This is a genomic window from Blautia sp. HCP3S3_C4 (assembly GCF_052064095.1).
Lineage (GTDB): Bacteria > Bacillota > Clostridia > Lachnospirales > Lachnospiraceae > Blautia_A.
On sequence record NZ_JBQHWF010000020.1, the window covers coordinates 25,238 to 51,212 of the forward strand.

The following is a 25,975-nucleotide window of genomic DNA, read 5'->3' on the forward strand; positions in this document are numbered from 1 at the left end:
TAGAAAATTACAATAGCTCCTGCTTCTTATGCTGAAATTCTACAATCGCATATGGATTTCCTTCTCTGTCATCCAGTGATACAACTATCTTTTCAGCTTCTGTTTTCACTTTCGGACAGATAGCATCTCCCAGCTTTGCCTGCATTTTATATTCTGCACGCATCTGATATATTTCAAAATCTGTGGGCAAAAAATCTTCTGCCATACAAATGTACTGACAGTTATTCACATGATGGTTCGTATCCAGATGATGTTTCTGCACAACAAAAGCTTCCTGCGATATCATGTCTTCCGGCAATTTGATTTTTCTCGGAGCATAATCCATTTCCAGCTTTTCACTGAGCACATAGCTATCTGTATCTGCCGGAGTCAGCCTTGTGGGAATTCCTGTGCTGATCGTCAGATATGTCCAGTTGGTGTTTGCCCAGGCAAGCTTTTTCCCATCAGTTGTTTCCATGACAAAATTACGCATACCCATAAATCCCTTAAATGCATATGGCGCAGTCCTGATCCTGATTTCAGTTCCCAGTACCGGATATTCCTCAACAACCACCTGCCAGGAAGAAAGAACCCATGCCCTGTCTCTGTTTTTCAGTACATTGCCGCCAAGCCCGATCGACTCCGCATGAAATGTACTGCAATCCTGAAAATAATTCAAAACTCCCGGCAATGTCAACCTGCCATCCTCACCTGTTTCACTGTATCTGACTCTGCTGTTAAAACTGTAGTCCATCTTCTGTGTCCTTTCTACTTTTCATCAACACCTTTGAAAATAACAAACTTGTGATGCACAGTTATTCAACCATCCCCAGTTCTATCTTCACTTCATCCATTGCCGGAATGGAAGGAGTTGCCCCAGGTCTGGAAACTGCAATGGAAGAAGCCTTGGCTGCCATCCTCAGAGCCTCCTGAACACTTCTGCCCTCAACAACTGCAGCAATGAAATATCCGGTAAACGTATCACCTGCAGCTGTAGTATCCACGGCTTTTACCTTGAAAATATCCTGGAAGACTTTTTCCTTTCCGTCATAATAAACAGCTCCATCGCTGCCCAGTGTCAATACAAAACGGGCATTCGGAAATTTCTCTGCCATGGCATCCAGAATCTGGTCCTTATCCCTGTATCCTGTAATCTGTTCACCCTCAATTTCATTCAATAAAAACAGATAAATCTTGCCCAGATCACAGGTATTCAGCTTATCATCAAATGGAGATGGATTCATAACAATCTTCATTTTTTTCTCATACGCCTGGTCAATAATATAATCCAGCATATTAATTTCATTTTGGAGAAGCAGATAATCTCCCTCACCAAAATCTGCAAGCACCTCGTCTACAAATTCTCTGGTCTGCATCTGATTTGTTCCGCCATAGAGAATAATGCAGTTCTGTGCATTCTTATCCACCTGGATCATAGTATGTCCACCCTTAACCGGCAGCCTGCGGATATATTTGGTATTTACTCCCGCTTCCTTACATGCATCCAGAAGAATATCCCCATCTGATCCTACAATTCCCGCATGATAAACCGGCACACCTGCCTTCGCCAGAGCTATGGACTGATTCAGTCCCTTTCCCCCACTGAAAACCTCCAGCTTGGAAGAATGCTGTGTTTCTCCTCCTACAATAATGTGATCCACAGAATATACATAATCCACGTTCAATGAACCATAATTTAATACCTTCATGTAAAAACCTCCTTGTTATAAATATGCCGATACTATAACCTACATCTACAAACTATTCTGTATCTTTGCCCACACTTTAAATCTGCTATTATATTTATTTTATCAGACATATCCCATACTTACCAGAGAATTTTTCCAATCTATTTCCCTTACTTTTATTTTTTCGCCACAAATGTGATCATTACCTTAAACAGATCCCCATCCAGATACAGCTTAAACTCACCGCCCTGCAGCTCTGTCAGGCTCTTTGCAATAGATAATCCCAGTCCGCTTCCTTCTGTATTTCTCGCCACATCTCCTCTGATAAACCGTTCTGTCAGTTCATCCGCAGAGATATTCAAAGGCTGTGCTGAAATATTTTTCAGGGAAAAGGTTACTTTTTTATTTCTGTTGCTGATCTCTGCGTAAACTCTGGTGCCCTCCATTGCGTACTTCACAACATTACCGAATACGTTTTCCAGAACACGCCACATTCTCTGACCATCTGCGTAAATAATGGAGGGTTCATCTGTGAAATGTACCATCATAGTCAGATTCTTTTCCTGGAATTTCTCTTCAAATTCTCCGATCACCTGCTGCACTATTTCCACAAAATCAATATCATTCATCTCCAGCTTGATGTTTCCTGTGCTTGCCTTGGATGCCTCTACCACATCCTCTGTGAGCACCTTCAGTCTCTGGGATTTCTCATCCAGGATGCGAAGATATTCCTGTATTTTCGGATCTGTCGGATTCTCACGTTTCATCAGATCCACATAATTGATAATGGAAGTCAGAGGTGTTTTCAGATCATGAGAAACATTTGTGATCAGCTCTGTCTGCATTCTTTCTTTTTTCAGGCTGTTCTCCACAGCTGCATCCAGACCACCACCAATATTGTTGATATATTCTGCTATCACCTTCTGTTTTCCGGTAAGTGTATCTGTTTTAATCTTATACTGCAGTTCTCCATCGCTTATTTTCTTCAGACCATCCATAATAAGATCCAGTCCGTCCGCTTTTCTGATGGCAAAAATCATAGCAGCCACATCTACAGCCATCAATGCCAGCAGGAATACTCCTGCACCACTGAATATGCAACCGATGATCAGAAACTGCAAGAATAAAAATGCACCTCCCACAAGCAGAACTTTTATTTTTTCTGCTGTATTTCTGGAAAAAGCTCTGGCAAAATCGGCAAGCTTCCCACTGCATTTTCCAATCCATTTCAGAACTGTTCTAATCAGACTGTTTTTCCATAAGGTTCCTGCTTTTATTCTTCTTACCAGGCTGAGATATCCGATCAAAAACCATGCCATTGTATAAGTTCCACATATGAGACAGGTAACAATCACTGTCACTACTGCATGACTGTAACCCAATGATGAGTTGGCGATCAAAGTTCCCGATATGATCATTCCTGCCAGCCATATACCGATCACTGCTCCTGCCGCGATTTCTGTATACCATCTGTCAAATCCATTCAGATAGATTTCTTCATCCTCCGGTTTCCTTCCTGCTGTCACAGTCAGCCACACCATACCCACCAGCCAGAGCACACTTCCGAAGATTGCTCCTGCCAGCATCGGAAACATAAGCTTTGAATATGTCTCATAGTTCTCTGCCTCATCAGCCATGGAATCTGCCACAGAAAATTTCGTATCAACAGAAACTGCAAATATAAAATCCTTTGTGTCAAAGCTCTGAGCAATGGTATGATTCCACACCTGCAGGTCTGCATCCGGAATATTTGTAACACACTCACTTAATTCCGGGTAAACAACTGCATATGCTTTTTCTTTAAATATTGTCTCAAGGTTCTGCTCCAGCTGTGAATAGCTGCTGTATGCTTTTCTGTTTGTATAGATTGTCTTTTTCTCTTTATCTGCGAAAAGATATGTGAGATTGGTACTCCCTTCCTCATAGTCTCCGGACGTATGGTATACAGACGTAAGTGATATGGCACAGTCACTGACATTTATATCATCCTGAACAGCTCTGATACAGTCCAGAACCTTGGCCAGTTCACTATAGGCATCCTCAAGTTTTCCATTCCATTCCGTACTGGAATTGACTGCATCCGGAAGACTTTCCGCACCCTGAGGTTTAAATTCCTCTGTAAAACTCCATATCTCCTGCAAATAAAATTCCGGATATTCTGTATTATGTTCTTTGTCTGTAATACTACCCAGACTTCGGCTATCCGAATCGCTCCAGTAGCCCAGTTCAATGGCAGCATCTATTTTCTGTTTCTCTGTTTTTTCTGCAAATTTTGTCTCATAGGAATCATCATACTCTTCCATGATATCCTGATCATAATTAACCTTTAACAACCCATCTGTCACCAGTTTTTTAAAATCATTTAAATTAAAATAATGACTGCTTCCATCCGAGGTCTTACACTGGATAAACTGTCCTATATCGCCAAAGCTTCCTCCATCATCATATCTCTCTCCAACTCCTGCCCAGTCCTGCGCCCACTCCAGCAGATCTTTTACCGAATATGCCACGCCAGATGTATTCTTAAAAGAAAGCTCCCTCAACGAATCACGGTTGATTTCCTTTTCTTCAAATTCTGCCAGATCAATCACTGCCGATGAACCTGCGTTTGTAAGGTAATTTATATCCTCTTTTGCTGACAGACTTTCCAGAATATCCATACCTCTGGAATTCAGACGCTCCCTGAATCCCTCTGACTGAATGTAACTTTTCCCTCTGTCATCCAGACGGATCCCCGTCTGATAAAACATTACAAAAAATGCTGCACATATCACAGCCGCCACAGCTGCCAGATGTACGATCACGATCCAGACCGCCTTGGCAACATTGCTCCTGTATCCTTTTCCCTTCATAAATTTGTCCCTTTCCTTTGCATTCGCTCCGTTACTTGATTTAGGTCAAGCGGATAAAATCATCCGCTTCGCTACTTGATTCGGTTAAATTTTTTCAATTTTATACCCAAGTCCCCACACAACCTTCAGGTATCTTGGCTCCCTTGGATTAATTTCAATTTTTTCTCTGATATGCCGGATATGCACTGCCACCGTATTATCTGCAGCAACTGCTTCCTCATTCCAGATGTTTTCGTAAATCTGATTAATGGAAAATACCCTTCCCTGATTCTTCATCAGCAGAAGCAGGATATTGTACTCAATGGGTGTCAGCTTCACCACATCACCGTCCACCCTGACTTCCTTCAGGTCATCGTTTATGCTCAGACCTCCTGTCTCGTAGATATGAGCATTCTCCACAGGTATTGCTGCTCCCAGCCTTGTATATCTTCGAAGCTGTGATTTCACCCTTGCCACCAGTTCCAGGGGATTAAAGGGCTTGGTTACATAATCATCTGCCCCTACATTTAATCCAAGGATCTTATCTGCATCCTCTGATTTCGCAGAAAGAATAATGATCGGAAGAGGATTCTCTTCCCTTATCTTCAAAGTAGCCCGGATGCCATCTAACTTCGGCATCATAATATCTATGATCAGCAGATCCACCGACTGACTGCGCAATGCGTTAATCGCCTCCACACCGTCGTATGCCTTCAGGACCGTATAGCCTTCCTGCTCCAGATAAATACTGATTGCCTCTACAATGTCTTTATCATCATCACAGACCAGAATATTCGCCACTTTACACACCTCCCTCATCATCCGAAATGCCTGTCTGAAATCTCTCATGTACAGACATCCCGGCTTCTTATTTTATGGAATTGCTATAATATTAGAATAATCAAAGCATCTTAATATGAAAGGGACAAATTCTTAAGATTTTCTTATGATTATTCTGTATACATTTTTTATCTCACCTTTTTCCCCTTGTCTTCCACCCACATAAAAATAATGCCTTTTTATTATATCATTTCACACATACTATTTTCCAGAGAAATTGTATTGACAATCCCTATAAAACAAGCTTATAATACAGTAAATTAATACTTACCTAAGAAGAGCGATGTTGTTCACAACATGGCTCTTTTTGCTTTTCAGAGGGAAAATAGCTTCCCTGACCGGAATAAGTAATGTCTTCATATGTTCTGAAAGAAAGGTAAAGTATAAAAATTATGAGGGAGGGAACGATTTATGGATTCTTTAAACGAAATTGTTACCAAAATTGATGACTTTGTCTGGGGACCGGTGATGTTGATCCTGTTGGTCGGAACCGGTATCTTCCTGACTGTGCGCACCAGATTTCTCACATGGCGTAATCTTGGTTATGCGCTGAAAAGCACACTCAGCAAAGAAGCCCGCACCAAGAACCGCGGACAGGGAGATGTATCACCTTTTTCCGCACTGACAACTGCACTTGCAGCCACCATCGGTACCGGAAATATCGTCGGTGTTGCCACAGCTATGGTTTCCGGCGGTCCCGGAGCTCTGGTATGGATGTGGATTTCCGCAGCCTTCGGTCTGACTTCCAAATTCAGTGAATGTATGCTGGCCATCAAATATCGTGAAGTCAATGCAAAAGGCGAAATGAGCGGCGGTCCTATGTACACCATGAAAAAAGGACTGAAAAACAAAACCTTTGGTGCCATTCTTGCATGGCTGTTTGCACTTTTTGCTGTTATCGCTTCCTTTGGTATCGGAAACATGACACAGGGCAACTCCATTGCCAGCGCACTTCACTCCACATTTAATGTGCCGACACAGATTTCCGGAGTTGTGATCACCGTTTTATCCCTGGTCATCATTGTAGGCGGAATCAAATCCATCTCCAAAGTTTCCGCTGTTGTTGTTCCTACCATGGCAATTTTTTACGTTATCTGCGGTCTGATCGTAATCATTGGAAATATTTCCAACCTGCCTTCCGGTCTGGCCATGATCTTCAAAATGGCTTTCTCCGTAAAAGCAGTGGGCGGCGGACTTTGCGGTTCCATCGTTGCTTCCATGATGAATGCCATGAGATTCGGTGTTGCACGTGGTGTCTTCTCCAATGAAGCTGGTATGGGTTCCGCTGCAATCACAGCAGCCGCAGCAACCACTGATAATCCTGTACGTCAGGGCTACATAAACATGACCGGAACCTTCTGGGATACTATCGTTGTATGTACCATCACCGGACTGGCAATTGCCTCCTCCGGAGTACTTGGAACAACAAATGCAGCCGGAGAACTTCTCACAGGCTCTGACGTTACTATCGCAGCTTTCGAAACTATCCTGGGTTCTGCAGGCGGCTGGCTGGTAACCATCGGCATCACATTATTCGCTTTTTCCACCATCCTTGGCTGGGAGTATCATGGTGAAAAAGCTTTCGAGTACCTGTTTAGAACGCACAAATATAATATGGTCTACAGAATCATATTTTCACTGGTAGTCTATATCGGATGTACCCAGACTCTCAGCCTGGTATGGAACTTCTCCGATATCGCCAACGCACTGATGGCTATCCCGAACCTGATCTGCATGCTCCTGTTAAGCGGCGAGATTGCCAAAGATGTAAAAGAATTCCAGCCGGAGATTAAAAAATAATATCCTACGCAAAAGAGAGATCAATCCGCACAAGATGGTCTCTCTTTTTACTGCAATTTTTTTCATTTCACCATTGCTCTTACACTTTTTTGTGGTAAACTGTAAAAAAATCATACGTAAAAGCCGAGGTGTAATATGCTCAATAAATTTAACAGCTTTATGGAAAAATGGATGCCCTTTGTAACGCCGGTCTGCCTTATGGTGGGCGTACTTTTTCCGGATATTGCAAGGCATGGTGTACCTTATGTCACCTATGTTTTTGCTTTTATGACCTTTATCGGAGCACTGAAATCCAGGTTCCGGGATATAGCAAATGTATTTAAACGTCCACTTCCTCTGATCCTGATGTTTCTGGTTTTACATATTCTGATTCCGGTGACCGCCTATGGTGTGGGACTTCTGTTTTTTCCGGAAAATATTAATTATATTACCGGAATTGTACTGGAGTTTTCGGTTCCTGTTGCAGTGATCAGCCTGATGTGGGTATCCATTTATAATGGAAACAATCCCCTTTCCCTTTCACTGGTCATTTTGGATACCATCCTTTCTCCCTTTCTGATTCCTGCCACATTGAAAATCCTGGTTGGATCCAATATTAAAATGGATACTGCTGGAATGATGAAAGAACTGGTATTTATGATTGCTCTTCCGGCAGTGATTGCCATGTGCCTTAATGAATTCAGTCATGGAAAAGTAATGGAAACCTGGCCAAAAAAACTTGCACCTTTTTCAAAAATGTGTCTGATTTTTGTGGTGACTTCCAATTCCTCCAAGGTTTCTCCCTATATAAAGCATCTGAATGGAGAACGTCTGGCTGTAACAGCTATAATTCTGGTACTGTCTGCCAGCGGATATGCCATTGGCTGGCTGATTGCCATAGTTACAAAACAGAATAAGGAATCTACCGTTTCTATGATCTATGGCTCCGGCATGCGTAACATCAGCGCCGGTGCAGTGATCGCCGGTGCATATTTTCCTGCAGAATGTCTGTTTCCGGTTATGATCGGAACCCTGTTCCAGCAGATTCTGGCTGCATTTTACGGAAGCCTTGTGCGCCGGGTACAAATGTCACAATGTAAAAAAGAGGATATTTGATCCATAATAATTGACGAAAAAATACGAATGTGCTTTAATTAATTTAACTACTTGACTATGTCAATACTATATTTTTTCACATGCATCATATTCTTAAGAAGAACAGGAGGAAACTCAAATGGGACTTATAGCAATCAGCAGTCTGATGCTCTTGGGCGGTATGTATCTGATGATCGCATTCACATGGTGGCTTCTGCAGATCATTGCCAACTGGAGAATCTTTACCAAAGCAGGGGAAGCCGGATGGAAAAGTATTATTCCAATATATGGCGATTATATTTCTTATAAAATCGCATGGCAGCCTGCATATTTCTGGCTGACTCTCATCCTGGGAATCGTATCCTCTTACCTGCAGGGAACCCTGGAAACAAGGGAAAGCTTAACAGTCTACATGCTCGTCATACTGATCAAAATCATACTTGTCATCATCAGTATTATGTACAGCATTAAGCTTGCAAGAGCCTTCGGCAGAGGCACAGGATTCGCCATTGGCCTTATCTTCTTACCGCCAATCTTCATGCTGATCCTTGGCTTCGGCGATGACAGATATTATGGGGCAGATAAATAGACATCCGCTAAATAAAAAAATCCTCATTGATTCTGGTAAAAACATTTCAGGGGGCTGACCGTACTCCCGGTCAGCCCCCTGCATATATTTTACATTTTACAGTTGCAATTTTTTTTACAATTATCCTTCTACCTTCATCTCCCGAACAATCTTACGCAGCTTCAATACCATAGACGGTGCCACAGACAGTTCATCCAGTCCCATGCGTACAAACTCCTCAGTCAGGGTAGTATCTGCACCCAGTTCTCCACAGATGCCGGCCCATTTTCCACATTTATGTGCATTGTCCACTACCATCTGGATCATGCGAAGCAGTGCTTCATGGTGTGGATTATAGAACTCATCCAGTTTCTCATTCTGACGGTCAATAGCCAGTGTATACTGTGTCAGGTCGTTGGTACCGATACTGAAGAAATCTACCATTTCCGCAAGTCTGTCACTGATGATCGCTGCTGCCGGAGTTTCAATCATAATTCCCTGCTCAGGAATCTTGTACTGAATCTCCTGTGCTTTCAGCTCCTCTTCAACCTCTGCCACGATCTCATAGATTTTCTTTACTTCCTCAGTGGAAGTGATCATGGGATACATAATAGACAGATTTCCATATACTGCTGCTCTCAGGAGAGCACGAAGCTGTGTCTTGAAGATTTCCGGCTGCTTCAGGCAGATACGGATTGCACGATAACCCATAGCCGGATTATCTTCATTTCCCAGATTAAAGTAATCTACCTGCTTGTCTGCTCCGATATCCAGTGTACGGATGATCACCTTCTTGCCTGCCATCATCTGTACCGCCTGCTTATAGGCCTGGAACTGTTCCTCCTCTGTAGGGAAATCATTTCTGCCCAGATACAGGAATTCACTTCTGAAAAGGCCGATTCCTCCTGCATCATTTTCCATAACATAGCCGATATCTCCAACACTTCCGATATTGGCATAGATATTGATCTTATGGCCATCCAGAGTCACGTTTTCCTTACCCTTAAGTTCCTGGAGCAGTCTGAGTTTCTCTGCTTCTTCCGCCATTTTCTCTGTTGTCTGTGCTTTCACAGTCTCATCTGGCTCAAAGATCACAACGCCCTGGAATCCATCTACAACTGCCTCCATTCCTGTGTGAAGCTCTTCCAGATTCATATCCACACCGATCAGCGCCGGAATATTCATCATACGTGCAAGGATTGCTGTATGGGAATTGGTGGAACCGTGAACTGTCACAAATGCCAGGATCTTGTCTTTATCCATCTGTACCGTTTCACTTGGGCTCAGATCATCTGCCACGATGATTGATGGTTCGATAGAACTTAAATCTGCATCATCCTGTCCGCTGAGATTACGGACCAGGCGCTCTGAAATATCCTTGATATCTGCTGAACGTGCTTTCATATAATCATCATCCATGGAGGCAAACATTTCAGCAAAATTATCGCCTGTAGCAGCTACTGCATACTCTGCATTAATCTGCTCTGTACGGATCGTATTCTGGATTGCTTCCAGATAATCATCATCCTCCAGCATCATCTGATGTACTTCAAAAATAGCAGCACTTGCTTCTCCAACCTCTTGAACAGCTTTATCATAAAGCTTCTGGAGCTGCTCCTTGGATTTTTCCAGGGCTTCATCTACTCGTTTGATTTCCGCCTCCGGATCCTCAATCCGTGTACGTTTTACCTGATAATCATTTTTCTTCAGAACCACAACCGGTCCCATTGCAATTCCCTTATACACAGATTTTCCCTGATAACTCTGCATTGTTTTTTCCTCCTTCTTATTTATGATGAATTTTAATATGTATATCCCTGGCTGAAATTATAAGTTATTCTCAAAAAATGCCTTTAACTCAGCAATTGCGGTATCCTCATCAGCACCCTCTGCACTTACGGTAACTGTATCGCCCTGCTTTACGCCCAAAGACATAAGCATCATAAGCTGTGTCAGTTTTTTTGTTTTGTCACCCTTTGTGATCGTACATTCGGACTGGAACTTCTTTGCCTCTTTTACCAGAAGTCCTGCCGGTCTTGCATGGATTCCAAGTTCGTCTTTAACAGTATATTCAAATGATTTCATCCTTTTATTCTCCTCTGATTTTTATTCTTCTTCTCTGTCCATCATTCTCTCCAGATGCATTGCCAGATAACCGATCTCTATATCCGGTATGGGAAGCTTCAGGCTTTTTTCCATTTTACGACAGATTTTCTCAGCTGTCATATAGGGACCGGGAAATTTCACAGACATGTAGTCATTCAGACTCATTTTCAGCTTTTCCCCATGAATGGCTCTGGCAACCATATATCGTACATGGTTCATCAGACGGTTATAGCTCAGAGACATTACATCAATAGATTTTCCGGTCTCTTCCTCAACCATACAGATACATTCCCTGACTGTTCTGGCGATTTCCATTGCCTGGGAAACATTCTCATCCACAATGGCAGCATGAACATGGAGGGCAATATATCCGATCTCATGTTCATCGATCCTGATTCCCAGTTTTTCTTTCAGAAGGTCACGGATACATCCCGCAACCTTATATTCTTTATAAAACATAATACGGATGTCATCTGTCAGTGGATTACTGATCTGTTCACCGTTCTGTATACGGCGGACAGCGAAATCAAGATGGTCTGCCATGGTAAAAAGAATGGAACGGTCAACCTTTCCAAATTTCTCTTCTGCCTGATCCAGCACCTCATTGGCAAGCTCCAGACACAGTGGCGAAACAGACTTGATAATTTCCTTTGTCTCTCCACGGTCTGTCCCACTTTTTTGCCAAAAGCAACTCCCTTTCCCATAATCAGACATTCCTGATCATTTTTACTCTCAATTCCCATAAAGGAATTATGATTTAATATTTTCGTTATCCTGTATGACATCCGTATTTTCCCCATCCGGGCAGATATTACTGAAGAACCTCTACCTCAAAAAGAGGTTCCCCTGCCTTTATCTGACCCTCCTTCAAAAGATGGATCCTCTGGTTATCCTCCAGTTCTGTACAGAGAACAGGGGATACGATAGAGGGCGCATTCTGGCTCAGATAATCCAGATCCAGTTTCAGCATAGGATCTCCCTTCTTTACCTCCTGGCCGCTTTCTACCAGCGCCTCAAATCCTTTTCCATTTAATTTTACTGTATCAATTCCCACATGGATCAGCAGACTGATTCCTGACTCTGTGATAAATCCAATGGCATGCTTTGTATCAAAAACAAAGGCTACCTCGCCGTCTTCCGGTGCATATACATAAGGATCTTCCGGTGTGACTACCGCACCGTCTCCCATCATTTTCTGGGCAAAAGCCTCATCCGGTGCAGTGACAAGCTCTGCCGCTGTACCACTGATCGGACTGGAAATCACAATTCTGTCCACAACCTTCTGTCCTGCTTCCTCTTTTGGAGTTTCTTTTTCCTGTACCTGTGGTTCTGCTGCAGGTGTTTCCAGTATATCCGGTGCTGTTTCCAGATAATCTTCCAGATTAGACTTGATCACAGTAACGTTGGGACCGTAAATAACCTGTACACCTTGTCCCTTGTGTATCACTCCGGATGCACCTGTTGCTTTCAGAACTCCGTCATTTACCAGAGCTGCATCCTTTACTGTACAACGAAGTCTTGTGGCACAGCAATCCACATCGCTGATGTTTTTCTTTCCGCCCAGACCTCTGGTGATTGCTTCACTGACAGGATCTGCTCCGGCCTCTGTATTCTCACCCTTCTGTGCTTCTTTACGGGCATTTACATCAGCCTTTGTATAAAGCTTAGTTTCTGTATCATCATCCTCACGGCCAGGTGTCTTGAAATCAAACTTTTTAATCATAAATTTGAAAATAAAGTAATATAAGAAGAAATAAATAATACCTACCGGGATAACCCTCATCCAGCTTGTTTTCTCATTTCCCTGGAGAATACCAAACAGGAAGAAATCCAGGAAACCACCGGAGAAGGTAAGTCCTACTGCAATATTCAGCATATGCGCGATCATGTAGGCACTTCCTGCCAGCACTACCTGAACTGCAAATAGTGCCGGAGCAACAAACAAGAATGAAAATTCCAGTGGTTCTGTGATGCCGGTTGCCATACATGCCAGTGCTGCAGACAGCAAAAGACCGCCTGCTGCTTTTTTCTTCTCAGGCTTTGCACACTGATACATTGCCAGTGCCGCACCCGGAAGACCAAAGATCATGAAAATAAATTCTCCGGAGAAATATCTGGTTGCGTCTGCGCTGAAATGTGCAATATTAGCAGAGTCAGCAAGCTGGGCAAAGAAAATATTCTGTCCACCCTGAACCATTTTTCCGGCAACCTCCATGGTGCCACCCACAGCAGTCTGCCAGAAAGGCATATAAAATACATGATGCAGGCCAAAAGGAATCAGTGCACGCTTGATCAGACCAAAGATCAGTGTTCCCACATAACCGGTTCCTGTTACCAGTCCGCCCAGTGCATAAATACCATTCTGGACTACCGGCCATACAAAATACAGAAGGATTCCCACAAACATATATACAATCGTGGAAATGATCGGTACAAAACGGGTTCCTCCAAAAAAGGAAAGAGCATTTGGAATCTGTATCCTGTAGAATCTGTTATGCAGGGCAGCTACTCCCAGTCCTACAATAATACCTCCAAACACACCCATCTGAAGTGACTGGATACCGCATACAGAGGTAATGGTTCCCTCTAGGACAGTCTCTGCCACCTGTCCGTTGTCAAGAATCTGTCCTGTAACAGTAAGCATGGCATTGATTGCTGTATTCATTACAAAAAATGCAATAACTGCTGATAAAGCTGCAACCTCTTTTTCCTTCTTTGCCATACCGATGGCTACACCTACGGCAAAAATCAATGGCAGGTTATCAAATACCGCACTTCCCACACTGTTCATGATTACCAGCAGGGAGTGAAGTAAAGTCCCTTCACCAAGAATCTTTGTCAGACCATAGGTTTCAATTGTGGTTGCATTTGTAAAAGAACTTCCGATACCGAGAAGCAGTCCCGCTACCGGCAGAATTGCGATGGGAAGCATAAAGCTTCGTCCCACTCGCTGCAAAACGCTGAAAATCTTGTCTTTCATGTGACTCTTATCTACCTTTCCTATTTAATAGTTTCTGCGTAAGCAGACATATCTATTTACGGAAATAGCTTCTGCATAAAAGACACTTTTCAACCGGTTTTTGTACAAAAAAAGGCATTAATATACATAAACTCTCTCCGTTATGTATAGTTAATGCCTCCAAAAATCGAGTTACACACTACAACTATTGAAAATATATCATGCAAAATTCTCTTTGTCAACCCAAAAATGCTTGCAGGCTGCCGCTTAGATACCCTTAGCTTTTTTTACACATGCTGTCTGTGCTTCAATCACTGCACTGCGCAAACCTTTTTCTTCCAGAACACGGACTGCCTGAATGGTGGTTCCTGCCGGGGAGCAGACCATATCTTTCAGTTCTCCCGGATGTTTGCCTGTCTCAAGCATCAGCTTTGCACTTCCAAGTACAGACTGTGCAGCAAATTTATAAGCCTGTGCCCTTGGCATTCCGTCTGCAACTGCTGCATCTGCCATTGCCTCAAGAAACATAAATACATATGCCGGTGAACTTCCGGAAACTCCTACCACTACATCCATAAGATGCTCCGGAACCACTTCTGTCTTTCCAAAGGTATTGCACAGCTCCACTGCCATCTGTGTTTCTTCCTCTGTTACCAGATTGTTTACGCAGAGTGCGGTCATGCCTTCACCTACCATAGCAGGTGTATTTGGCATAGTACGGATAACTTTTGTTTTTTCTCCCAGATGTTCCCCAAGCCACTGCAAAGTTTTACCAGGTGCAATAGAGATAAAAATCTGATTTTCCTTTACGCTATCCTTAATCTCATCCAGAACTCCTTCAAGAAACTGAGGTTTCACAGCCAGAAAAACAATATCAGCAAAATCCACTACCTGAGCATTGGTGTCTGCCTTGCAGATACCAAGTTCCTTTTCGATTTTTTCACGGGTTTTGTCTGATTTTGCAGAAGCGATCATATCTGCTGCCTTTACTTCTCCACTTTTCAGAATTCCTTTTAACATGGCTGTTGCCATATTTCCACAACCGATAAAACCAATTTTCATAATAATCCACTCCTTTGCGAAAATATTACTGTTCTGATTTCTATCATACCCGTTTCCATGCCAAAAGTAAAATACTATCTTTTTATCCGGGCATAAAAAAACCACTTCCTCAGAAGTGGTTTCTTCAGCAGGGCTACAAGGATTCGAACCTTGAACTGACGGAGTCAGAGTCCGTTGCCTTACCGTTTGGCGATAGCCCTTTATCTAATTTGTGTCACTCGCTTGCGACAATTGATATTATATTATAGGTCAACAAAAAATGCAAGCCCTTTTTTGAAATTTTTTTAATTTTTTTTATTTTCTTTATTTCATCACATTTTTAAGAAAATAATCACATTTCAGACTTCCTGTCAAAGGGATATTCCCACTTTGGTCAAATTGCACTTTTTAGATTTACATTGGTTAAAAATATGCTATAATCATAGGAAAGATTTTATATTATCTGAACCAATTTATAACTGTTCAGCAGCTTTGCCTGCCAGAAGACTACTGACAGCTGCATTATATAAAAAGGAGAAAAAAATGCGAGCAAATAATCTGACCCTGCTTACGGACCTCTATGAGCTTACCATGATGCAGGGCTATTTCAAAAATCCAACTAACCAGACTGTTATCTTCGATATGTTCTACCGCACTAATCCTTGCGGCGGTGCTTTTGCTATCACAGCAGGACTGGAGCAGATGATCGAATATATTGAAAATCTCCATTTTACAGAAGAAGACATCACCTATCTGCGAAGCCTGAATATTTTTGAAGAAGATTTTCTGGAATATTTAAGCAACTTCCAATTTACAGGTGACATTTATGCGATTCCGGAAGGAACTGTTGTTTTCCCAAGAGAACCACTGGTAAAAGTCGTTGCTCCGATCATGGAAGCTCAGCTGGTAGAGACAGCGATTTTAAACATTATCAATCACCAGAGTCTGATTGCAACCAAAGCAGCACGTGTATGCTACGCAGCCAAGGGTGATCCGATTATGGAATTCGGTCTGCGCCGTGCCCAGGGTCCGGATGCGGGTATTTTCGGTGCCCGTGCCGCAGTGATCGCCGGATGCGCCGGAACCTCCTGCGTACTTACAGGTAAAATGTTTGATATACCGGTTCTGGGAACCCATGCCCATAGCTGGATCATGAGTTTCCCGGACGAATACACAGCATTCAAAACCTATGCAAAGCTTTATCCTAATGCATGCACCCTTCTGGTAGATACCTATGATGTATTGAAATCCGGTGTACCGAATGCGATCCGTGTATTTGAAGAAATGCGCGAAGAAGGTATTCCACTTACCAAATACGGCATCCGTATTGACAGTGGTGACCTGGCTTATCTTTCCAAAGAAGCTTATAAGATGCTGGCTGCTGCCGGTTTTGACGATGCTGTAATCTCTGCTTCCAGTGATCTGGATGAATACCTCATTGAAAGCCTGAAAGCCCAGGATGCCAAGATCAATTCCTGGGGTGTAGGCACCAAGCTGATCACTGCTGATGACAATCCTGCTTTCGGCGGTGTATATAAGCTTGCCGCTGTAAAGGACGCAGACAGCACTGAATTTACTCCAAAAATCAAGCTTTCCGAAAACACAGAGAAAGTAACCAACCCTGGAAATAAAACCGTATATCGTCTCTACGGTAAATCTACCGGCAAGATCAAAGCAGATCTTATCTGTCTTGCTGATGAAAAGCTTGATGCAGACCAGAATATGGTTCTCTTTGATCCAATCGATACATGGAAAAAGACAAAAGTTCTCGGCGGAACCTATGAAGTACGTGAGCTTCTCATTCCGGTTATCAAAGAGGGTAAACGGGTCTATAATTCTCCATCTGTAATGGAGCTTCGCGATTACTGTCAGAAAGAACAGAATACTCTCTGGGATGAATCCAGACGTTTCGTAAATCCTCAGAAAGTATATGTAGACCTTTCTCAGAAGCTCTGGGATCTGAAAAAGAATCTTCTTGAAGAAATGAGTGAGAAATCCCTCAACTGATCCTAAAATTAAATCAGACATAATAAAAAAGACAAGTCCCCGTTTTCAACTGCTTATTGATTTTTGCAGTTGAAGCCGGGGACTTACTTGATTCAGTAAAAACCTATGCTGACATCGCAGATTTCACTTTTAGTCCCAACTCTCATATTGGGTCCAAAAAGCCCTACACCAGATGTAACAATATTATGCATATTTCCTTTCTTCAGATAACCACAAGGATTTTCCCAGAAAAACCGGATCACAATATTTCCCGGAAATACCTGTCCGTCATGAGTATGCCCGCAAAGATCCACATCCACGCCCGCCTCCACCAGTTCCTGCAGCTCTCTCGGCTCATGATCGATAACCAGTACAGGCAGTGACAGATCCATACCCTCTGTGATTTCCTGTGGAGTCTTTCGTTTATCAATCCCCCGTCCGGGACGCTCATAATCCGGTCTGCCATACAGATAAAAGGAATCATCGATGAGCACATACTCATCTCTCAGAAGCGTAATCCCCGCTTTCTCCAGAAACTCATCCATCTCCGGAATACTCTCTTTCTTTTCCTTACTGCCAAAGGTAAATCCTGCCAGGATCTTTTCCTGGATATCGTGATTTCCGTAACATGCATACACACCATACTTCGACCGAATCCCTCTCAATATCTCTGCCAGTTTTTCCGGATCATCCAGTGCCTCATATTCATTGTCAAAAATATCTCCTGCCACCACTACCAGATCCGGTTTCTGCTCATTGATCTTCTCTGTCATCTGCTCCATCTGCTTACAGCCAATATTGTATCCCAGATGAAGATCTGCAACCAGAACCACATTTAACTCCTTTATACTTCCTGCCTTTTTATCAACAGAAATATTGTATTTCGTTGTATGTATATTTCCTGCACTGATCACTCCGTAAATACTGACTGTTGAAATAATCACCGCACAGACAGCACCCACAACAGCAGTTCCCATATTGCTGAAAAGCAGCTCTCTTCCAGGAAAACCAAGATTTCTAAGAGGGTATTTCAGTAACAGTCTCAGTCCATCCGCGATTCCCAAAGTCATAAGTGTATACATTAAGACACCAAGCCAGTAATTACTCAGAAGCTTCATAAACCTCCTAAATCCAGACGCAGGTGCCATAAATGCAATCAGTATACTAAACACTACAAATAAATATACAAGTCCAATCCCTCTGCACACCCACACATTTTGAAAAACCGTATGTAATACCTGAAACCAGTGCAGGCTGCGAAGCAGGATATATACACACACCAACAGATAAAACGGTGCCAGATATATTGCAACCATATAATATGTCTCCTTTCCAACGCTCATTGCCGTAACAATTTCATTATTATAATAATTTTATTTCTATAACAATTCCAGAAAATCATAACTGCTTCTTATTATACAAAAAAGAATCCTCAGCCGCTACTATAAGCTGCTGAAGATTCTATGAATTTTACTGTTCCATCTGTCTTCCCAGAAATCCGCTTGCTGTTCTGATGAGCATCTTCTCTGATTCACCCATCACATCCCTTTCATTCTTTCCCAGTAAAAGCACAGATCCTACTGTATCTCCTGCACTGATAATAGGCTGCATGATCTGGGAATACAAAGGTTCTCTCTGTTCCTGAGTCACAGGTATCCTGCTTCTGTCATTTCCGTTGGCAAACACAGAGCTTCTCTCCGTAATTGCATCCTCCAGAGCTTTGCTGATAGGTTTTCCCACATATTCCCTGCTTCCCTGACCTGCAGCAGCCACTACCTGATCGTGATCCGTAATACACGCCACCATCCCGCTTGACTGTGCCAGCGCTTCTGCATATTCCTTTGCAAAAACATTCAGTTCTCCGATAGGGGAATACTTTTTCAAAATAATCTCCCCCTCCCGGTCAGTAAAAATCTCCAATGGTGTCCCCTCTTTTATCCGCAGCGTTTTTCTGATCTCCTTAGGAATGACCACACGCCCCAGATCATCTATTCTTCTTACGATTCCTGTCGCCTTCATTTTTTTCCTCCTGTACTTTCATAGGTTTCCATATTTTTCAGTGTATGGATAGTATATGAATATATGGAGGAATTATGCTTAATTTTTTAGCTTTCGGCCAAATCCGAGTAAAAAAGAATCCCTTCACCAAGCAGTCTCAATCTCTGCTTAAAGTGAAGGGATTTCCTCATCCATTGCTATTTATTTTATACGATAACCCTGGCAACTGCAAGACCATAAACCTCAAGTTTGTCACTGCCATTACCATAAACCCAGCTGATCGTCCTTCCGGTACAGGAATATTTACAGCCTCTGTTCCGAAATTCTGATAAATATAATATTTCTCATTTTCATTCTCTCTCACTGTAATCTCCAGTGCGTCCGGAATCATCTGCAATTCCGGACCAGTAACTTGTGATCAATGTACCACCGTTTTCTACAAACGCAAGAACCCTGTCCCTGGTTGCCTGTCCGATTCGTCCCTTTCCTGAAATTGCCCTGGATACCGTTGTTTTACTGACTCCCAGTTCCCGGGCAATATCATCAATTGTATATATTTTCTTCTGTCTCCATAATTTAAAGAAGATATACCGGAAGTTCATCCTTAATATGAACAGGTCCATCTATTGATTCTTTCCTGTCCTCTGTAACAAATACCGCCTCCAGTTTTTCTGCATCCTGTGTGGAAATCACAGATCTTTTTACGGTTTTCTTTGCCCCTGCATTTGCAGCCCGCTTAATACTTTCTTTTCCTACTGGCATAGCTTCATTACCTCCTCTGCTAACTTTGTATATTCTTTGGCACTTCTGCTTGATCTTTTATATTCAACAACCGGAATACTGTTATCCTGGGACCATTCTACAGAACTGTCCACTCTGATGATCTGTTCAAATACATGGATATCCTCCAGTTCATGCAAAGTTTCCATAGTCTGCTTATAGTAATTCTTTCTTGTATCCACCTTCGTCACTGCAATTCCGGCTATTTCCAGATCCGGAGAAATCTGTCTGACTTCGTTAAGAAATTCAAACATATTTGCAAGTCCAAACATCCCCCATGGGCTTGCCTCAACAGGAATGATCACTTTGTCTGAAGCGCACAAAATATTCATAACCCAACCTCCAAGTGTAGGCGGCGCATCGATCAGAATATAATCGTACATTCCTGACTCTTTAATCTTCTGAAGACATTTCCGCAGAATAAACTCTCTCTGCCATTTTGTAAACAATTCATATTCTATGGAACTCATTAAGGTAGAGGATGGAATCAAATCCAGATTTTCATAAGGAGTATGTACCACATAATCTGTCAGATCTTCCTGCTTTTTAATCCCATAATACAGATTCTTTTCTCCTGCTGCATGCTCCAATACCCAGTCCTCTGAAAAAAAAGCCAACGACAAATTCAGCTGCATATCCCCATCAACCAAAAGAACCTTTTTTCCGGTCTGCGCAATTGCTGCACCCAGGTTGGAACAGGTTGTGGATTTTCCACTTCCGCCTTTATTATTTGTAAAACATATGGTTATGGTTTTTCCCATGTTTTCACACCTCAATTTTCTTCAACTATCTTCATTATATGAGTTTTATTCCTCGTTTTCAACTGTTTTCGTAAGTATTAGCTCTATTCTGCTATTAATCAGATTTTTTCTATTTCCTGTTCTTTTCCTGTTCCATAAAACTTTTGATTTTCAAAATAAAAGTCTTGCATTTTAGAATAATTGTGTTATAGTATTCATATACTTGATATGTAGTTTTAATTACTATGTTAAATAGTTTTGAAATTGGAGGCGATAATTATGAAATTTAAACTTAAAGATCCCGGAAGTGCCATCACTCATGGAATTGCTCTTTTATTGGCTGTAACCGGGGCAATTCCCCTTATTATCAAAGCTGCTCGTTCCTATGATGTGATTCACATTGTTGCATTGAGCATTTTTATACTGACTATGATCCTGCTTTATGCAGCCAGTACCATCTATCACTCCATAGATTCTACTAAAAAAGTAAACCGGCGTCTCCGCAAAATAGATCATATGATGATTTTCATTATGATTGCAGGCAGCTATACTCCGGTATGTCTCATAGTTCTTCATAATCGCATTGGATATATTCTGTGTGCACTGGTATGGACAATTGCCATATTGGGAATGATTTTGAAATGCTGTTGGATCACCTGCCCCAAATGGTTTTCTTCTGTGCTGTACATCGCCATGGGCTGGCTGTGTGTCCTGGCATTCGTACCTATTTTCCATGCTCTCCCACGAGCTGGCTTTGACTGGCTTCTGGCCGGCGGAATCATTTACACCATCGGCGGCGTGATCTATGCTTTAAAAGTTCCTCTCTTTGATGCCAGACACAAAAATTTTGGCTCACATGAAATCTTTCATGTCTTTATCATGCTTGGAAGCGCCTGCCACTTTGTAGTTATGTATTTCTTTGTTGCACCACTTCCCGTATAAAAAGTAAAGCAGTTATTCAATTATAAATATATAGCTGAATAACTGCTTTTTTATTTATATTGCTACTTTTCGCATTGGATATAATCCATAAGACCGGTAGGAAGCTCCAAAATATTTATAATACCCTTTTGCTTCTGAAAATAACGGATCATATACCAGACCATCGACTTCTGCCCAACAGTGGCCACTTCCATTTGTCTGTGATGTATCTACACAGGCATATACATTCTTGTATCCTAATGCCTTTGCCAGATATGCAAAAGAGCATGCATCTGAGAAGCAATTTCCTCTTTTTCCATTATTAATAAAATAATCATTTGCATACAGCGCCGGCCATGATGTCTGATTCACATATTTCCTTGTGGTACCATAATAATGGCTGATCACCCATTTATAGCAGGTTTCAAATTTCTGGTTTTTTGACATTTGAGGTGTTGTAATCTGAGAAACTATCTGTTTTGCTCTCTGCAGAGTTTCATAATCATAAGCCTGCGCGGCAGTCATTCTTTTACCTTTGGAATTATAATATACATTTCCCTTTTTCCAGGCTTCCATTACTCCCTTGGCAGTACAATAATAAATATTGTTTCCGGATTTCACAGTTTTTGTTTTCATGACACCATTTTCAGCAAAATAGTAATATTTTCCTTTTATCTTTTTAATACCACTGCAGCGTTTTCCGTTTGTATTAAAATAAAATTTATGCTTATTATGTGTAACCCATCCGGTTTTCATAAATCCCTTTGCATCAAAATAATAAACATTCCCTTCTACTCTCTTCATTCCTACAAGAAATTTATTATTTTTATAATACTGTTTTTTCTTCCCTACAGTTATCCAACCATTTTTCACTTCCGGAATGGGAGTAGGTGTAACCTCCGGGGTTATTACAGGTTCATTCTGTTCCGGAGCAGGTGTTATGATTTCCTGCGGAGTCATAGTGATTTCCGGTGGGATATTCATATCTGCTCCAGCTGTCGGTACACTTCCCAAAACACATACCGCACATGCCACAATCCATTTTGTCATCTTTTTCATTTCCTTGGTCCTCCTTAAAAATTTGTAAGCTCCAGTTTTCTTTCTCTGGTAAGCTGCTTAATCTGATATTCCCTCTTCATAGCCTCTTCTTTCGTAAAAAAACCCTCATAATACACAAGAGACACTGGACGCTTTGTTTTTGTATATTTGGCACCGTTTCTGCCACCATTATGAGCCTTCAGACGTTTCTCCAGACAGTTTGTCCATCCTGTATAAAGAGTCCCGTCTGCACACTTTACCATATATGTATAATTCATGCTTCATCTGTACCTCATCTATGTAAAGGACAACCATCTGTCATAAAACAATCTCAGCCTCAAATCATGGTCATCCTCTTTTTTATGATAAACAGCCGGTATCATACTTGTATCTTAATCAGCACAAACATTCATCGTTTACTTTTCTTATCTGCATCCAAATACAAAATCTTTCTGACTCTGCATTTTCTAAGCAGGACGGGAAACCGACTGCAATTTTATTTTCCCATCTAGTAACGGTTCTGTTTTTTCATAACAGCTTTATCTATTTTATTATACGATAATTTCACTATTATGTGAATAACTTCCCCTCAATTTATTTAACCAAATCAAGTAAGTCCCCTGCTTCAATTGCGAATATTCGCTTAACTAAAAAATAGAACCAGTTTTTTCTGGCTCTATCTTTACAAAATAAATCTTCTTATTTTCTTAACTTTATTTACGAAGATAAGTGATCGGGTCTATAGGCTCTCCGTCTTTTTTCATTGCAAAATACAGATTTGCCCCCTCTGCACTGTAATATTTCGTAGGTTCTGCCACATATCCAATCGTAGTTCCTTTTTTCACAATATCACCCTGAGAAACAGTCAAGTCTTCCAGCTGTCCATAAATCGCCTGATATCCATTTCCCAGTTCCATTGTCAATGTAGTTCCTGTCTGTGCATTTTTCTCAACAGAATAAACCGTTCCGTTTACTGCCGAAACTACAGGGGCTCCTTCTACTGCCCCTACTGAAATAGCCGGACTCAGTCTGTACTGATCCAATGTAGGATAATAAGTGGTCTGATCCATGCTGTAATCCAGCAGAACATTTCCATTTACCGGCCATTCCATTACTGTATCCTCTGAAAAATTTATTTCCGGAAGATTGACTGCTGAAGCAGAAACATCTGTAGTTTCCTCTGACATATCACTCATTGTCTGTGTTGTATCATCTTCACTCATTTCATCTTCCATATTTGCATTCACAACACTTTTTTCTGCTCCTGTCTCATTACCTGTTTCTTCTTTTACAGCATTGATCTGAGCATTTGTTTCTTCTTCGGGAAACTCACTTTCCGCCATTCCTGCAGCTTCCTGATTATCCTCTTCAATATTTACCTCTTCATTTGTGTTCTCAGTACCGTCCTCCTGAATCAGGGGCTGATTTTTCGGTTCTTTCTCTTTCACAGGAGTAGTTCCAAGCTGGTACACTGTAATTCCTAAAGCTGCCACAGCAGCAAGGCCAACAGTATTTGCAATCATACGGGTAATTCTGTTATTCATCATATTCCTTTCACCTCTGTTTTCATCTTCATATCTATAGGGTGTCCAGAATTTCTCCTGTTATTCAATATTTTGCATTGAATTCAAATTCATTTTATCTCTCTGACATTTACAATCTGCATATCTGCAAAATATGTTGTTAAAATTTCCTCTGCCGTTTTTTTATTTTTTGCCAGCTGATCTCCACCGTATTGAGAAAATCCCAAACCATGTCCTTTCCCTTTACAAAGAAAACAGATATTATTTTTGCTTCTTTTTATACTAAAATTGGAAGAAGCCAGCCCCAGTTCTCTGCTGAATGTTTCTCCCTCCAGTACCATATCATCAGCCCGGATCTCCGTCACATATCCGACACTATCCCTTTTCTTCACAATAAGGTTTTTCGGAAGATCCACCTGACTTATATAAAAACTGCTCAGATAATCATCTGCCTCTTTGTCACCGTCACATTTTACTGATTTCAGATATTTATATTTGTCACTATGTAGAACTTCTTTTCCGTTCCTTGTTCTACCCGCACTGAGCTGATGATATGGCAAAAGCTCCAATTTATAATTCCGCACAAGAACCTCTCCCCTGGTTTCTTCCGCTGCTCTTTCATATTTTTCGTCTAGAATCCATTCTGAAAAGCTTTTTTTCTCCAAATCCCGTCGCAGTCCCTTCAATATATCTAAAAGACTCTCCTTTTCTTCTAAGCGCCGGTAATAATCAGATCTTGCAATAATTGTCTGGGCTTTTATTGTTTCCAGCTTCATATTTTTGTCAATCTGGGTTGCCGTTACTACAGGCAAGATTCTTTCCACATTAAACTTCTGATTTATCGTTAACGTATCTATTCCATTTAATGGGATAATAAAAAAATAGGGAATAAAAAAGAAACTTAGAATTCCTAGTGTACAGGAAATGAAATGATTCTTCATAGACAGGATCCTTTTCGATCGATTGCTGTTATTCTATATTAAAACAGCATTTCTTCTTTTAAGTATATGTATCTTCTCAAATTCATACCCTTAAATAGATTAAAATATTTATACAACAAGAAAGAATCCTGCTTGCAGGATTCTCCGCCTGCGGCGGGTCGCTTCAGCGACATAGTTCCTCTCCGTTGCAGTGCGATCCTGCCCGGAGGGCTTTTTTATGTTATAGGAAATTACTCCGTAATGTTCCTATAACATAAAAAAACTTCTGCGAAAATTCACAGAAGTTAAAAGTGAAGCATCGGGGATTCGAACCCCGGACAACTTGATTAAAAGTCAAGTGCTCTACCGACTGAGCTAATGCTCCATATTTATTGCCTAATTCTCCAAGCAAAATGCCCAGAGCCGGAATCGAACCAGCGACACGAGGATTTTCAGTCCTCTGCTCTACCAACTGAGCTATCTGGGCAAAGTAGCGGGGACAGGATTTGAACCTATGACCTTCGGGTTATGAGCCCGACGAGCTTCCAGACTGCTCCACCCCGCGTTAATAATTTAATTAAAAGCCGATGATCGGACTCGAACCGATAACCTGCTGATTACAAATCAGCTGCTCTGCCAATTGAGCCACATCGGCTTAGGTTAATACCTAAGTGGATGGAGAAGGATTCGAACCTTCGAAAGCGTTGCTAACAGATTTACAGTCTGCCCCCTTTGGCCACTCGGGAATCCATCCAAATATATGGAACCTATAGGGCTCGAACCTATGACCCTCTGCTTGTAAGGCAGATGCTCTCCCAGCTGAGCTAAGATTCCATATTCCTTATGCAATTAACTTCATCAGCAAATTGCTAACGACCCAGAAGAGACTCGAACTCTCGACCTTCGCCGTGACAGGGCGACGCTCTAACCAACTGAGCCACTGGGCCATTTAAAGGTTTTGCACCTTCAAAACTACATACATGTTGACATTTCCTTGAGAATTAACTTCCTGCGTTTTGGTCAAGCCCTCACCCGATTAGTAACAGTCAGCTCCATGTGTTGCCACACTTCCACCTCTGCCCTATCTACCTGGTCGTCTTCAAGGGGGTTTACTTCTTTCGAATGGGATATCTCATCTTAAGGGGGGCTTCACGCTTAGATGCCTTCAGCGTTTATCCCTTCC

24 protein-coding genes, 8 tRNA genes, 1 rRNA gene and 1 pseudogene are annotated in these 25,975 nt (G+C 41.8%); 5 read left to right on the forward strand and 29 right to left on the reverse strand.

From position 1 onward, the window contains the following. Positions 1 to 7 precede the first annotated feature (7 nt). The 4 genes from ACTNC6_RS14845 to ACTNC6_RS14860 all read right to left on the reverse strand — a co-directional run bounded on the left by ACTNC6_RS14845 (position 8) and on the right by ACTNC6_RS14860 (position 5,299). Positions 8 to 733 carry an acyl-[acyl-carrier-protein] thioesterase gene (locus tag ACTNC6_RS14845; protein ID WP_173743348.1) on the reverse strand — a complete coding sequence of 242 codons (726 nt, stop codon included), beginning with the start codon at positions 731 to 733 and terminating at the stop codon, positions 8 to 10. 61 nt (positions 734 to 794) lie between these two features. Next, the gene (locus ACTNC6_RS14850; RefSeq protein ID WP_441044465.1) at positions 795 to 1,688 is read right to left on the reverse strand and encodes a ribokinase; all 894 of its coding nucleotides are present in this window, start codon (positions 1,686 to 1,688) and stop codon (positions 795 to 797) included. Between the two features lie 155 nt (positions 1,689 to 1,843). Continuing rightward, a complete protein-coding gene (locus tag ACTNC6_RS14855) occupies positions 1,844 to 4,519 on the reverse strand; it encodes a sensor histidine kinase (protein ID WP_441044466.1) in 2,676 nt (891 codons plus the stop codon). A gap of 84 nt (positions 4,520 to 4,603) precedes the next feature. Then, complete coding sequence (locus ACTNC6_RS14860; RefSeq protein ID WP_026649482.1) at positions 4,604 to 5,299, reverse strand: response regulator transcription factor; 696 nt, start codon at positions 5,297 to 5,299, stop codon at positions 4,604 to 4,606. Between the two features lie 450 nt (positions 5,300 to 5,749). On the opposite strand from ACTNC6_RS14860, the gene ACTNC6_RS14865 reads away from it, so the two are divergent. The 3 genes from ACTNC6_RS14865 (at position 5,750) to ACTNC6_RS14875 (ending at position 8,801) form a co-directional block, all read left to right on the forward strand. After that, a complete protein-coding gene (locus tag ACTNC6_RS14865; protein ID WP_441044467.1) occupies positions 5,750 to 7,138 on the forward strand; it encodes an alanine/glycine:cation symporter family protein in 1,389 nt (462 codons plus the stop codon). Positions 7,139 to 7,273: 135 nt separating this feature from the next. Beyond that, positions 7,274 to 8,233 (forward strand): bile acid:sodium symporter family protein, encoded by a 960-nt coding sequence (locus tag ACTNC6_RS14870; RefSeq protein ID WP_441044468.1) that lies wholly within the window; start codon positions 7,274 to 7,276, stop codon positions 8,231 to 8,233. Positions 8,234 to 8,351: 118 nt separating this feature from the next. Next, positions 8,352 to 8,801 (forward strand): DUF5684 domain-containing protein, encoded by a 450-nt coding sequence (locus tag ACTNC6_RS14875; RefSeq protein ID WP_441044469.1) that lies wholly within the window; start codon positions 8,352 to 8,354, stop codon positions 8,799 to 8,801. Between the two features lie 120 nt (positions 8,802 to 8,921). On the opposite strand, the gene ptsP is transcribed toward ACTNC6_RS14875, so the two are convergent. From ptsP to ACTNC6_RS14910, 7 genes are all read right to left on the reverse strand, one after another. Next, positions 8,922 to 10,550: a phosphoenolpyruvate--protein phosphotransferase gene (ptsP, locus tag ACTNC6_RS14880; protein ID WP_441044470.1), complete on the reverse strand. Its 1,629-nt coding sequence runs from the start codon at positions 10,548 to 10,550 to the stop codon at positions 8,922 to 8,924. A 57-nt stretch (positions 10,551 to 10,607) separates the two neighbouring features. Further along, complete coding sequence (locus ACTNC6_RS14885; RefSeq protein WP_019160322.1) at positions 10,608 to 10,865, reverse strand: HPr family phosphocarrier protein; 258 nt, start codon at positions 10,863 to 10,865, stop codon at positions 10,608 to 10,610. 21 nt (positions 10,866 to 10,886) lie between these two features. Continuing rightward, positions 10,887 to 11,429: a BglG family transcription antiterminator gene (locus tag ACTNC6_RS14890; protein WP_441044476.1), complete on the reverse strand. Its 543-nt coding sequence runs from the start codon at positions 11,427 to 11,429 to the stop codon at positions 10,887 to 10,889. After that, complete coding sequence (locus ACTNC6_RS14895; RefSeq protein ID WP_441036702.1) at positions 11,363 to 11,686, reverse strand: CAT RNA binding domain-containing protein; 324 nt, start codon at positions 11,684 to 11,686, stop codon at positions 11,363 to 11,365. The genes ACTNC6_RS14890 and ACTNC6_RS14895 overlap by 67 nt, the downstream gene beginning before the upstream one ends. 11 nt (positions 11,687 to 11,697) lie before the next feature. Then, positions 11,698 to 13,866, reverse strand: coding sequence for a glucose PTS transporter subunit IIA (locus ACTNC6_RS14900; RefSeq protein WP_441044471.1), 2,169 nt, complete (start codon positions 13,864 to 13,866; stop codon positions 11,698 to 11,700). Positions 13,867 to 14,112: 246 nt separating this feature from the next. After that, positions 14,113 to 14,907, reverse strand: coding sequence for a pyrroline-5-carboxylate reductase (proC, locus tag ACTNC6_RS14905; protein WP_173743338.1), 795 nt, complete (start codon positions 14,905 to 14,907; stop codon positions 14,113 to 14,115). Positions 14,908 to 15,035: 128 nt separating this feature from the next. After that, a tRNA-Gln gene (locus ACTNC6_RS14910) sits at positions 15,036 to 15,107 on the reverse strand. Between the two features lie 322 nt (positions 15,108 to 15,429). Here ACTNC6_RS14910 and ACTNC6_RS14915 point away from each other — a divergent pair. Further along, positions 15,430 to 16,893: a nicotinate phosphoribosyltransferase gene (locus ACTNC6_RS14915; protein ID WP_441036705.1), complete on the forward strand. Its 1,464-nt coding sequence runs from the start codon at positions 15,430 to 15,432 to the stop codon at positions 16,891 to 16,893. A gap of 92 nt (positions 16,894 to 16,985) precedes the next feature. Here the strand turns inward: ACTNC6_RS14915 and ACTNC6_RS14920 are convergent, their stop codons facing one another. The 6 genes and pseudogenes from ACTNC6_RS14920 to ACTNC6_RS14945 all read right to left on the reverse strand — a co-directional run bounded on the left by ACTNC6_RS14920 (position 16,986) and on the right by ACTNC6_RS14945 (position 20,411). Further along, on the reverse strand, positions 16,986 to 18,188 hold the full coding sequence (locus ACTNC6_RS14920) for a metallophosphoesterase (RefSeq protein WP_441044472.1): 1,203 nt from the start codon (positions 18,186 to 18,188) through the stop codon (positions 16,986 to 16,988). 154 nt (positions 18,189 to 18,342) lie between these two features. After that, positions 18,343 to 18,891 carry a stage V sporulation protein T gene (gene spoVT, locus ACTNC6_RS14925; RefSeq protein WP_055060116.1) on the reverse strand — a complete coding sequence of 183 codons (549 nt, stop codon included), beginning with the start codon at positions 18,889 to 18,891 and terminating at the stop codon, positions 18,343 to 18,345. 166 nt (positions 18,892 to 19,057) lie between these two features. Continuing rightward, on the reverse strand, positions 19,058 to 19,261 hold the full coding sequence (locus ACTNC6_RS14930) for a Beta-galactosidase C-terminal domain (protein WP_441044473.1): 204 nt from the start codon (positions 19,259 to 19,261) through the stop codon (positions 19,058 to 19,060). Positions 19,262 to 19,304: 43 nt separating this feature from the next. Continuing rightward, positions 19,305 to 19,472: pseudogene (locus tag ACTNC6_RS14935) on the reverse strand (LacI family DNA-binding transcriptional regulator); the annotation flags it as partial. After that, on the reverse strand, positions 19,447 to 19,632 hold the full coding sequence (locus ACTNC6_RS14940) for a hypothetical protein (RefSeq protein WP_019160308.1): 186 nt from the start codon (positions 19,630 to 19,632) through the stop codon (positions 19,447 to 19,449). The pseudogene ACTNC6_RS14935 and the gene ACTNC6_RS14940, both read right to left, overlap by 26 nt. After that, positions 19,623 to 20,411, reverse strand: a complete 789-nt coding sequence (locus ACTNC6_RS14945; RefSeq protein WP_433844718.1) for a ParA family protein — start codon at positions 20,409 to 20,411, stop codon at positions 19,623 to 19,625. Before ACTNC6_RS14945 ends, ACTNC6_RS14940 begins: the two co-directional genes overlap by 10 nt. A 258-nt stretch (positions 20,412 to 20,669) precedes the next feature. Here ACTNC6_RS14945 and trhA point away from each other — a divergent pair, with 258 nt between their 5' ends. Beyond that, entirely contained in the window at positions 20,670 to 21,332 is a 663-nt protein-coding gene (gene trhA / locus ACTNC6_RS14950; protein WP_019160306.1) for a PAQR family membrane homeostasis protein TrhA, read from the forward strand. Positions 21,333 to 21,386: 54 nt separating this feature from the next. On the opposite strand, the gene ACTNC6_RS14955 is transcribed toward trhA, so the two are convergent. The 12 genes from ACTNC6_RS14955 to ACTNC6_RS15010 form a co-directional block, all read right to left on the reverse strand. Next, positions 21,387 to 22,370: a transglutaminase domain-containing protein gene (locus tag ACTNC6_RS14955; RefSeq protein WP_441036709.1), complete on the reverse strand. Its 984-nt coding sequence runs from the start codon at positions 22,368 to 22,370 to the stop codon at positions 21,387 to 21,389. 14 nt (positions 22,371 to 22,384) lie between these two features. Further along, positions 22,385 to 22,627: a GIY-YIG nuclease family protein gene (locus tag ACTNC6_RS14960; protein ID WP_441036710.1), complete on the reverse strand. Its 243-nt coding sequence runs from the start codon at positions 22,625 to 22,627 to the stop codon at positions 22,385 to 22,387. Between the two features lie 435 nt (positions 22,628 to 23,062). Further along, entirely contained in the window at positions 23,063 to 23,896 is an 834-nt protein-coding gene (locus ACTNC6_RS14965) for a peptidoglycan DD-metalloendopeptidase family protein (RefSeq protein WP_441036711.1), read from the reverse strand. Between the two features lie 86 nt (positions 23,897 to 23,982). Beyond that, positions 23,983 to 24,813 carry a SpoIID/LytB domain-containing protein gene (locus tag ACTNC6_RS14970; RefSeq protein ID WP_441044474.1) on the reverse strand — a complete coding sequence of 277 codons (831 nt, stop codon included), beginning with the start codon at positions 24,811 to 24,813 and terminating at the stop codon, positions 23,983 to 23,985. A 291-nt stretch (positions 24,814 to 25,104) separates the two neighbouring features. Further along, positions 25,105 to 25,177 (reverse strand) — tRNA-Lys (locus tag ACTNC6_RS14975). Between the two features lie 29 nt (positions 25,178 to 25,206). Continuing rightward, positions 25,207 to 25,279, reverse strand: a tRNA-Phe gene (locus ACTNC6_RS14980). 4 nt (positions 25,280 to 25,283) lie between these two features. After that, positions 25,284 to 25,357: transfer RNA gene (locus ACTNC6_RS14985), tRNA-Met, on the reverse strand. A gap of 17 nt (positions 25,358 to 25,374) precedes the next feature. Further along, a tRNA-Thr gene (locus ACTNC6_RS14990) sits at positions 25,375 to 25,447 on the reverse strand. 17 nt (positions 25,448 to 25,464) lie between these two features. Continuing rightward, positions 25,465 to 25,546, reverse strand: a tRNA-Tyr gene (locus tag ACTNC6_RS14995). 7 nt (positions 25,547 to 25,553) lie between these two features. Beyond that, a tRNA-Val gene (locus tag ACTNC6_RS15000) sits at positions 25,554 to 25,626 on the reverse strand. 39 nt (positions 25,627 to 25,665) lie between these two features. Then, a tRNA-Asp gene (locus ACTNC6_RS15005) sits at positions 25,666 to 25,739 on the reverse strand. A gap of 69 nt (positions 25,740 to 25,808) precedes the next feature. Further along, positions 25,809 to 25,975: ribosomal RNA gene (locus ACTNC6_RS15010) — 23S ribosomal RNA — on the reverse strand; the annotation flags it as partial.

Coding starts and splice junctions, on each gene's coding strand:
- ACTNC6_RS14960 (WP_441036710.1), bottom strand. CDS start 22,627: ATGAATTATACATATATGGTAAAGTGTGCAGACGGGACTCTTTATACA.
- ACTNC6_RS14920 (WP_441044472.1), bottom strand. CDS start 18,188: ATGGTTGCAATATATCTGGCACCGTTTTATCTGTTGGTGTGTGTATAT.
- ACTNC6_RS14870 (WP_441044468.1), top strand. CDS start 7,274: ATGCTCAATAAATTTAACAGCTTTATGGAAAAATGGATGCCCTTTGTA.
- ACTNC6_RS14915 (WP_441036705.1), top strand. CDS start 15,430: ATGCGAGCAAATAATCTGACCCTGCTTACGGACCTCTATGAGCTTACC.
- ACTNC6_RS14885 (WP_019160322.1), bottom strand. CDS start 10,865: ATGAAATCATTTGAATATACTGTTAAAGACGAACTTGGAATCCATGCA.
- ACTNC6_RS14890 (WP_441044476.1), bottom strand. CDS start 11,429: ATGGCAGACCATCTTGATTTCGCTGTCCGCCGTATACAGAACGGTGAA.
- ACTNC6_RS14970 (WP_441044474.1), bottom strand. CDS start 24,813: ATGAAGAATCATTTCATTTCCTGTACACTAGGAATTCTAAGTTTCTTT.
- ptsP (WP_441044470.1), bottom strand. CDS start 10,550: ATGCAGAGTTATCAGGGAAAATCTGTGTATAAGGGAATTGCAATGGGA.
- spoVT (WP_055060116.1), bottom strand. CDS start 18,891: ATGAAGGCGACAGGAATCGTAAGAAGAATAGATGATCTGGGGCGTGTG.
- ACTNC6_RS14930 (WP_441044473.1), bottom strand. CDS start 19,261: ATGATTCCGGACGCACTGGAGATTACAGTGAGAGAGAATGAAAATGAG.
- ACTNC6_RS14895 (WP_441036702.1), bottom strand. CDS start 11,686: ATGGGGAAAATACGGATGTCATACAGGATAACGAAAATATTAAATCAT.
- ACTNC6_RS14845 (WP_173743348.1), bottom strand. CDS start 733: ATGGACTACAGTTTTAACAGCAGAGTCAGATACAGTGAAACAGGTGAG.
- ACTNC6_RS14965 (WP_441036711.1), bottom strand. CDS start 23,896: ATGATGAATAACAGAATTACCCGTATGATTGCAAATACTGTTGGCCTT.
- ACTNC6_RS14855 (WP_441044466.1), bottom strand. CDS start 4,519: ATGAAGGGAAAAGGATACAGGAGCAATGTTGCCAAGGCGGTCTGGATC.
- ACTNC6_RS14900 (WP_441044471.1), bottom strand. CDS start 13,866: ATGAAAGACAAGATTTTCAGCGTTTTGCAGCGAGTGGGACGAAGCTTT.
- ACTNC6_RS14850 (WP_441044465.1), bottom strand. CDS start 1,688: ATGAAGGTATTAAATTATGGTTCATTGAACGTGGATTATGTATATTCT.
- proC (WP_173743338.1), bottom strand. CDS start 14,907: ATGAAAATTGGTTTTATCGGTTGTGGAAATATGGCAACAGCCATGTTA.
- ACTNC6_RS14955 (WP_441036709.1), bottom strand. CDS start 22,370: ATGAAAAAGATGACAAAATGGATTGTGGCATGTGCGGTATGTGTTTTG.
- ACTNC6_RS14940 (WP_019160308.1), bottom strand. CDS start 19,632: ATGCCAGTAGGAAAAGAAAGTATTAAGCGGGCTGCAAATGCAGGGGCA.
- trhA (WP_019160306.1), top strand. CDS start 20,670: ATGAAATTTAAACTTAAAGATCCCGGAAGTGCCATCACTCATGGAATT.
- ACTNC6_RS14875 (WP_441044469.1), top strand. CDS start 8,352: ATGGGACTTATAGCAATCAGCAGTCTGATGCTCTTGGGCGGTATGTAT.
- ACTNC6_RS14945 (WP_433844718.1), bottom strand. CDS start 20,411: ATGGGAAAAACCATAACCATATGTTTTACAAATAATAAAGGCGGAAGT.
- ACTNC6_RS14865 (WP_441044467.1), top strand. CDS start 5,750: ATGGATTCTTTAAACGAAATTGTTACCAAAATTGATGACTTTGTCTGG.